The 7,540-nt window shown below is 54.2% G+C and carries 9 protein-coding genes; 3 read left to right on the top strand and 6 right to left on the bottom strand.

The window, feature by feature from the left end; all coding sequences use genetic code 11:
* Both ELY33_RS17845 and ELY33_RS08080 read left to right on the top strand, forming a co-directional pair.
* Nucleotides 1-1,915 (top strand): MBG domain-containing protein (locus ELY33_RS17845; RefSeq protein ID WP_279629876.1); only part of this gene is annotated, 1,915 nt, incomplete at its 5' end.
* The gene (locus ELY33_RS08080) at nucleotides 1,915-3,540 is read left to right on the top strand and encodes a ShlB/FhaC/HecB family hemolysin secretion/activation protein (RefSeq protein WP_126946535.1); all 1,626 of its coding nucleotides are present in this window, start codon (nucleotides 1,915-1,917) and stop codon (nucleotides 3,538-3,540) included. The genes ELY33_RS17845 and ELY33_RS08080, both read left to right, overlap by 1 nt.
* Before the next feature lie 9 nt (nucleotides 3,541-3,549).
* Here the strand turns inward: ELY33_RS08080 and ELY33_RS08075 are convergent, their stop codons facing one another.
* The 3 genes from ELY33_RS08075 to ELY33_RS08065 are packed head-to-tail and all read right to left on the bottom strand — an operon-like array spanning nucleotide 3,550 to nucleotide 5,403.
* Nucleotides 3,550-3,768 (bottom strand): DUF1653 domain-containing protein, encoded by a 219-nt coding sequence (locus ELY33_RS08075; protein ID WP_126946532.1) that lies wholly within the window; start codon nucleotides 3,766-3,768, stop codon nucleotides 3,550-3,552.
* Nucleotides 3,765-4,577, bottom strand: a complete 813-nt coding sequence (gene tcdA, locus ELY33_RS08070; RefSeq protein ID WP_126946529.1) for a tRNA cyclic N6-threonylcarbamoyladenosine(37) synthase TcdA — start codon at nucleotides 4,575-4,577, stop codon at nucleotides 3,765-3,767. Before tcdA ends, ELY33_RS08075 begins: the two co-directional genes overlap by 4 nt.
* 55 nt (nucleotides 4,578-4,632) lie before the next feature.
* Nucleotides 4,633-5,403: a pseudouridine synthase gene (locus ELY33_RS08065; RefSeq protein WP_126946526.1), complete on the bottom strand. Its 771-nt coding sequence runs from the start codon at nucleotides 5,401-5,403 to the stop codon at nucleotides 4,633-4,635.
* Between the two features lie 216 nt (nucleotides 5,404-5,619).
* On the opposite strand from ELY33_RS08065, the gene sodC reads away from it, so the two are divergent.
* A complete protein-coding gene (gene sodC / locus ELY33_RS08060; RefSeq protein WP_126946524.1) occupies nucleotides 5,620-6,153 on the top strand; it encodes a superoxide dismutase family protein in 534 nt (177 codons plus the stop codon).
* Between the two features lie 101 nt (nucleotides 6,154-6,254).
* Here the strand turns inward: sodC and bfr are convergent, their stop codons facing one another.
* The 3 genes from bfr to ELY33_RS08045 all read right to left on the bottom strand — a co-directional run.
* Complete coding sequence (gene bfr, locus ELY33_RS08055; protein ID WP_009724215.1) at nucleotides 6,255-6,740, bottom strand: bacterioferritin; 486 nt, start codon at nucleotides 6,738-6,740, stop codon at nucleotides 6,255-6,257.
* Between the two features lie 157 nt (nucleotides 6,741-6,897).
* Nucleotides 6,898-7,104: a (2Fe-2S)-binding protein gene (locus ELY33_RS08050; protein ID WP_126946521.1), complete on the bottom strand. Its 207-nt coding sequence runs from the start codon at nucleotides 7,102-7,104 to the stop codon at nucleotides 6,898-6,900.
* A 255-nt stretch (nucleotides 7,105-7,359) separates the two neighbouring features.
* Nucleotides 7,360-7,540, bottom strand: a 181-nt coding sequence (locus ELY33_RS08045; RefSeq protein WP_167470064.1) for a zinc ribbon domain-containing protein, incomplete at its 5' end; no start/stop codon positions are given.

Below are 7,540 nucleotides of genomic sequence, written 5' to 3'. Positions count from 1 at the left end.
GACCATTGACCCGCGTCCCATCACCGTCACCGCCGACGATCAACAGAAAACCTACGGTAACGCCGACCCAGCCCTCACCTGGCAGGTCACCGACGGCAATCTGGTCGGCGACGACAGCCTGACTGGTGATGTCACCCGCGCGGCCGGAGATGACGTGGGCAGCTACGACATCAGCCCGGCGGATCTGGACAACGGTAACTATATGATCACCGCTATCGATGGCGAGCTGACCATTGACCCGCGTCCCATCACCGTCACCGCCGACGATCAACAGAAAACCTACGGTAACGCTGACCCGACCCTCACCTGGCAGGTCACTGACGGCAACCTCGTCGGCGATGACAACCTCGCAGGCGGCCTGAATCGCGAGGCTGGTGATGACGTGGGTAACTACGACATCAGCGCAGCGGATCTGAAAAACGGCAACTACATGATCACCGCTGTCGACGGCGAGCTGACCATTGACCCGCGTCCGATCACCGTCACTGCTGACGATCAACAAAAAACCTACGGCGACGCTGACCCGGCTCTCACCTGGCAGGTCACTGACGGCAACCTGGTCGGCGACGATACCCTTGCGGGCGACCTGAATCGCGAGGCAAGTGACGACGTGGGTAACTACGCCATCAGCCCAGTGGATCTGGAAAACGGCAACTATATGATCACCGCCGTGGATGGCGAGCTAACCATTGATCCGCGCCCCATCACCGTCACCGCCGATGATCAGCAGAAAACCTACGGCAACGCCGACCCGACCCTTACCTGGCAGGTCACTGACGGCAACCTCGTCGGCAATGACAACCTTGCAGGCGACCTGAATCGCGAGGCTGGTGATGACGTGGGTAACTACGACATCAGCGCAGCGGATCTGGAAAACGGCAACTACATGATCACCGCTGTCGATGGCATGCTGACCATTGACCCCCGTCCGATCACTGTCACCGCCAACGATAAGGAGAAAGAGCAAGGCGAACCGGATCCTACACTGACATTTTCTACCGGCTGTGGAAGCCTTACCGAAAGCTGTGGCCTGGTGCTTGGTGACGAATTGGCGGGTAACCTATCGCGTCAACCAGGGGAAGACGCTGGAAACTACAACATTAATCAGGGCGATGTAGACGAAAATCGCAACCCGAACTACGCGATTGACTTTATGTCAGGTGAGCTAGCCATCGCGGCAGTCCCGATTCCTGAACCTGAGCCCGAGCCGGAACCTGAGCCAGAACCCGAACCTGAGCCAGAACCCGAGCCAGAACCCGAGCCGGAACCCGAGCCTGAGCCGGAACCCGAGCCGGAACCCGAACCGGAGCCTGAGCCTGAACCAGAACCCGAGCCTGAGCCTGAGCCAGAGCCCGAACCGGGACCCGAGCCAGAGCCCGAACCGGAACCTGAGCCTGAGCCTGAGCCAGAACCGGAGCCTGAGCCAGAACCCGAGCCTGAGCCTGAGCCAGAGCCTGAGCCAGAACCCGAGCCGGAGCCCGAGTCTGAGTCTGAGTCTGAGCCGGAACCCGAGCCGGAACCCGAACCGGAGCCTGAGCCGGAACCTGAGCCTGAGCCTGAGCCAGAGCCAGAGCCCGAACCGGGACCCGAGCCAGAGCCCGAACCGGAACCTGAGCCTGAGCCTGAGCCTGAGCCTGAGCCTGAGCCTGAGCCCGAGCCCGAGCCCGAACCTGAGCCTGAGCCGGAACCTGAGCCTGAGCCGGAACCTGAGCCAAAGTCTGAGTCCAAGCTTGATGTCGGCTCAAAGGTGAGTGGCGTTATCAATCAGACACTTCAAGATGTATCGACGAGCGCACAAGAGGAACAGATGGGCCAAGTCAACGAATTTACTGAAGAAGACACATTGCCGAGCGGCATCGAGATCATAGATCGCGGCATTAATACCGACCTGGATGACGATGAAGGAGATGACTAATGCGCTATGGCCAGCTCAATTCATGTTCACTGGCAATGACCGCGATGTGCCTTATCATTACGTCGCCCTTAACCAGTTACGCACAAACCGCTCCAGACGCAGGCCGTATTCTGCGGGATACACTACCGGATGATATTTATCAGCCTCGTGAGTCTTCGTTAAATATCAATCTGCAAGGGACACCACTTACGGAAAGCGATGCCGAAAGCCGAGAAGTTCGTATTAACGATGTCTCGTTTAGCGGCAACACTGTCTACGACGATGCAGCGCTGCTCGATCAAGTAAAGCATCTTATGGAAAAAGCCCATGACATGGCAGGCTTACAAGACATAAGCAATCGCATTAGTCTCTTTTATCGCGAAAATGGCTATCCCTTTGCTCAAGCATTCCTGCCTAAACAGGATGTCAGCCAAGGCACACTGACTATTCAACTGATGGAGGGAAACTACGGCCAGGTGACAGTAACCAGCGATGACGCCTCGCTGGCAAACAGCGTGGCACCCTATTTATCCCATCTTCGCTCTGGGGATGTTATTCAGGGGGATTCGTTGGAACGCAGTGCACTGCTGCTGAGCGATTTACCAGGAGTTAGTATCACTCCAGTCATGCGGCCAGGCGAGGCATCCGGCACCGGTGATTTAGTAACAGAGGTAAACGCCACCCAGCGCGTACAAGGCTACGTTGGAGTGGATAACTACGGTAGCCGCTCATCTGGCGAGGGGCGCGCCACCGTCGGTGCTCAGGTCAACCGAATTTTGAAATTAGGTGATGAACTCAGTTTTACCGCACTCTACTCGGAAGAGGATCTATGGCTAGGGCGATTCGCCTACTCCCTGCCTATTGGCTATAAAGGCTGGCGTGCCGAGGTGGCTTATGCACGTACGGAGTATAATCTGCGCGACCCATTTAGTGGCTTTACCGGCACAGCAGACACAAGCCATTTACGATTGAGTTATCCATTAATACGACAACAACGAACCAACCTGACCGCCTCTTTTGGTGGCGAATACACAGAGCTGAATGATCGCTTTGAAGGTGTGAGCTATCAAAAGCGTTATGGGCATAGCTGGCCATTAGCACTTCAGTTCGACCACAGAGATGCTTTCGGCAAGGGAGGCGTGACGTTTGGAGAAGTGCGTTTTCAGAGCGGCCAAGTTAATAACCAAGCGAATGAACAAGTGGATGGTAGTTATAGCAAAGCCAATGCGCGCCTTTCTCGCGTGCAAAACCTTGGTCACGGTTTCTCATTGTTGGCCAGCGGGGATATACAGTGGGCGGACTCGCCGCTAGATTCTTCGGAGAGTATGAGTTTGGGGGGCTCCCGTGGCGTTAGAGCTTATCCGCAGGGAGAAGTTAGTGGCAGCAGAATGTGGCTGACCCAACTGGAAGTTCGCTACCAAGCAACGCCTGAACTTGTGCCCTACATCTTCTATGACCACGGGGCACGCCAGCAATTTGCCGAGGAATCCAGTGATACGCTGGCAGGTGGCGGCGTTGGCATACGCTACTCGAACGGCAACTGGTCTATTAATACGGCAGTAGCGACTCAAACGACGGGGGACCCCGCGTCACAGGATGAGCAGAAAGATCCTCGATTTTGGTTTTCTACTCGCTACACATTTTAGCAACACGCCTTAAAATGTTTTCTCTAAAGCAAAGCGCGGCTGCGGTTGGCCGTCTTTGTTCACACTTTCGGTAAACATCGCAAGCGGGCGCACCCACAGGCCGTAGTCACCATAAAGCGCGCGATAAACCACTAGCGACTCTTCACTTTCGCTGTGCTGTGCGGTGCCAAGCACTTCGTAAAGGCTGCCTTTATAGTGGCGATAAATACCCGGAACAGGGAGCGTCATGATGTTTCCTTTTGAACAACGGGATGAGCGGCTTTTTTAGCCAGACGTTCCAGTACTTTAGCAGCAGCGACAAAGCCAAAGGTACCAGTGACAAAGGTGGCAGCACCAAAGCCTGAGGCGCAATCTAAACGGGTAGCATCACCGTTGCCGGGCTTTTGCAGGCAAACTTCACCGTCAGCGCTTGGGTACACTAGCTGCTCATCAGAATAGACGCACTCAACGGAAAAGCGCCGCTTGGAGTTACGGGAAAAACCATAATCACGGCGCAGCCGCGAGCGCACTTTGGAAAGCAGGGGGTCGTGTTCCGTGCGGGTCAAATCTGCCACCTGAATACGCGTGGGATCAGTTTGGCCACCCGCTGCGCCTGTCACGGTAATCGGCAGTTTACGCCGTTTGCACCAAGCGATTAGGGCCGCTTTGGCGATCACGCTGTCAATGGCATCGACCACATGATCGGCATCATTTGGGATGCGTTCGGCTAGGTTCGTCGGCGTCACAAAAGCACTATCGGCCACTATTTCTATCTCAGGCGCAATCAGGCGGCAGCGCTCGGCCAATACGTCCACCTTGGGCTGACCAATCGTGCCGTCTAACGCGTGGAGCTGACGGTTCACGTTGGACACGCACACATCATCCAGATCGATCAGCGTCAGCTTGCCGATACCAGAGCGTGCCAACGCTTCTACTGTCCAGCTCCCCACACCACCCACACCGACTACCACCACATGAGCATTGCGAAACGTCGTGGCAGCGCGGTGGCCATACAGACGGCGAATGCCGCCAAAACGAAAGTCATAATCCGAAGACATGGCGGGCTCTCTATTTTTCAACATGCTTTTTTCAACATAGTTCGATTCGTGCCAGCTACCGCTGACGCACTGTGAGCGCTGCAATAGGCGGTGTGCGCACGCTGTCTAGCGGCAGATGCCCACCCCAGCCAAACTGCTCGAACAGGCTTGCCATCGTCTCATCGAGTGCACAGCTTAACTGAATGCGCTTATCGATTAACGGGTGATCAAACGCCAAATACGTAGCAGCCAGCAGTAAACGGGGAGCCTTCAACTGATCCGCAAAAAAGCGGTTGTGGACACTCTTGCCGTGTTTGGCATCGCCAATAATCGGGTAACCGCGCCGAGAAAGGTGGCGACGAATCTGATGCCGCCGCCCAGTCATGGGCCGTGCTTCTACTAGCGAATAGCGTGCCACCGGGTAGCGGTCTACCTGCACAGGCAGCTCAACGCTATCCAGGCGGCGGATATCAGTCGTCGCGGGCATGGCCGGCATCTCGGCTTTGGGCCGCGTGCCATCCTCCTCCCTCAACGGGTAATCGAGGCGCTCTTGTTCCGGCGCTTTTCCCCTGACGACCGCCAGATAGCGCTTTTCCACCTGTCGTTTGCTGAAGGCTTCACTTAACAGAGCTGCCGCCTCGGATGATAAGCCAAACACCATCACGCCAGAGGTGGGTCTATCTAACCGATGCACGGGGTACACGCGTTTGCCAATTTGGTCACGCAGGCGTTGAAGCAAAAATTGTGTTTCTCCACGCGCCAGCGCCGAGCGGTGCACTAGCAATCCCGACGGCTTATGCACCGCCACAAGGTGCTCATCCTGGTAAAGGATGTTCAATGGCAACATGGCACTCCCCAATAGCGGCGCTTGAGATAACAAATCGCGATGATTTGAAGCAGCGCACTATTGTCGCGGCTTAGCGGATCAATGTCATCCGCGCAGTGGCATCAGGAAGGCGAAGAACACCATCACTTAATCCATTGGCAGAGTTGCAATAGCCAACTACCTTGAAATGGCAACTCGTCATACGAGCTTCCATGGATAAGGAAAGGAGAATGCATTATGCGATATTCACTACCGCTAACAGGTATTGCCGCGGGTTTGTTGCTGGCAACCACCGCTCAGGCAAATGAAGCGCTCAACGTTGAAATGCACAAGGTCAGCGCAGCAGGAATTGAAGCGTCTATTGGTACTATTTCTATTGAGCACACTGAGCATGGTGTGTTGTTTACACCTTCGTTGACTGACTTGGAACCCGGCGTATACGGCTTTCATGTTCACCAAAATGCCAGTTGCGACCCTGCTGAAAACGACAGCGGCGAAATGACAGCAGCGCTCGCTGCGGGTGGCCACTACGACCCGGAAGAGACGGGCACCCACCAAGGCCCCTACGGCGATGGTCATCTAGGAGACCTACCGGTCCTCACGGTGAATGACGATGGCGAAGCCAATCTGCCCGTGTTGGCACCGCGCTTGAGCATGGAAGATATGCCAGGACGCAGCTTGATGATTCATGCTGGCAGCGATACGTATGCAGATGATCCTCACTTAGGCGGCGGCGGTGCGCGCATGGCCTGCGGCGTTGTGGCATCGTAAAAACACAGCTCTCAATAAATAGCCGTAGAGAAGCAAAATGGGCAGCCATTTGGCTGCCCATTTATTACTGAAAATCGTACATTATTGAAAGACGTAAAAAATCACTCTTCGTCGGTCGCCAGCTGCATGTGTTTTTGCAGATAATTTTGAATGCCCACTTTGTCGATCAAACCAAGCTGCGTTTCAATATGATCGATATGGCTTTCTTCATCGGCAAGCAGGTCGCGCAGTAAATCACGCGTTACGTAATCCTTGACGCTTTCGCAATAGGTAATTGCTTCGATGTAGTCATTGCGGCCGTCGTGCTCGATTTTAAGATCGCTCTCAAGCATTTCTTTGACGTTTTCACCAATATGCAGCTTGCCTAGATCCTGAAGATTAGGAATGCCTTCTAGGAACAGAATACGTTCGATGAGTTTATCAGCGTGCTGCATCTCCTCAATGGACTCGTCGTATTCCCACTTGGCAAGCTCTTTAAAGCCCCAGTCTTTGTACATTTTGGCGTGCAAAAAATACTGATTGATGGCTACCAGCTCGTTGCCGAGGGCGATATTGAGATGCTGAATGACCTTGGGATCACCTTTCATGACGTCACCTTTCTTAATGTACAAGTATTACGCTAGCTAGAGAGTATAGGCCATAAACGGATATACTCCCAACGGTGTTGGGAGTATATAGAAAGTAACTAAAAATTCAAAAATATCATATGCTTGCTAACGAAAAACCTAACAATAGTGATTCGCGTCACACGGCGTAGGCGAGACCCATATTCGCTTCACAGCGAGCTTCTTGTACCGCTTCACGAGTAAGCGATTTAGCAAAGCAAGCGCATTTGCCGCACTGGGTACCACAGCCTGTGGCTTCGCGTACTTCTCGCCAGCTGCGCGCTCCGTCGCTAACGTGCTGGCGAATCTGATGGTCGGTTACTCCCTTGCACACGCAAACGTACATGGCGACACCTCATAAAAGTCATGAGATGAATGTAAATGATTCGCATACATCTTTTCAAGTAGAAATGAATACTTTCTGGTAACCATTCGTCTTATTGACATGCTCCGACCACTAAATCAGAGATTATAGTGGCGGATTCCCAGGTCGTTGCCTTCCTGGTTCCTGCTTCGTTGTCCGTTGCCTGCAATGCCTTGGCATTGCCGGTCTTATACAAACTCCACAGGCGTCGATTTCCGAGTGACCCTCGGTATTACTTCAACTCTCAGCACCGGCTAACAGTGCGGTGCCTGCTTGTAAGATATTGCGGGCAGCATTTACATCACGGTCAATGCCTTGGGTGCCGCAATCTGGGCAGTCCCAGGTGCGGACATTTAGCGGCAGCGATGCCATCACAAACCCGCACCCATGGCAGCGCTTACTGCTGGGATACCAGCGA

Source organism: Vreelandella andesensis, assembly GCF_003989795.1.
In the GTDB taxonomy this organism is placed as follows: domain Bacteria; phylum Pseudomonadota; class Gammaproteobacteria; order Pseudomonadales; family Halomonadaceae; genus Vreelandella; species Vreelandella andesensis.
Note: the sequence above shows the minus strand (reverse complement) of the source record. Positions and strands in the feature narration are given on the sequence as shown.

Coding starts and splice junctions, on each gene's coding strand:
- ELY33_RS08080 (WP_126946535.1), top strand. CDS start 1,915: ATGCGCTATGGCCAGCTCAATTCATGTTCACTGGCAATGACCGCGATG.
- ELY33_RS08075 (WP_126946532.1), bottom strand. CDS start 3,768: ATGACGCTCCCTGTTCCGGGTATTTATCGCCACTATAAAGGCAGCCTT.
- tcdA (WP_126946529.1), bottom strand. CDS start 4,577: ATGTCTTCGGATTATGACTTTCGTTTTGGCGGCATTCGCCGTCTGTAT.
- ELY33_RS08065 (WP_126946526.1), bottom strand. CDS start 5,403: ATGTTGCCATTGAACATCCTTTACCAGGATGAGCACCTTGTGGCGGTG.
- sodC (WP_126946524.1), top strand. CDS start 5,620: ATGCGATATTCACTACCGCTAACAGGTATTGCCGCGGGTTTGTTGCTG.
- bfr (WP_009724215.1), bottom strand. CDS start 6,740: ATGAAAGGTGATCCCAAGGTCATTCAGCATCTCAATATCGCCCTCGGC.
- ELY33_RS08050 (WP_126946521.1), bottom strand. CDS start 7,104: ATGTACGTTTGCGTGTGCAAGGGAGTAACCGACCATCAGATTCGCCAG.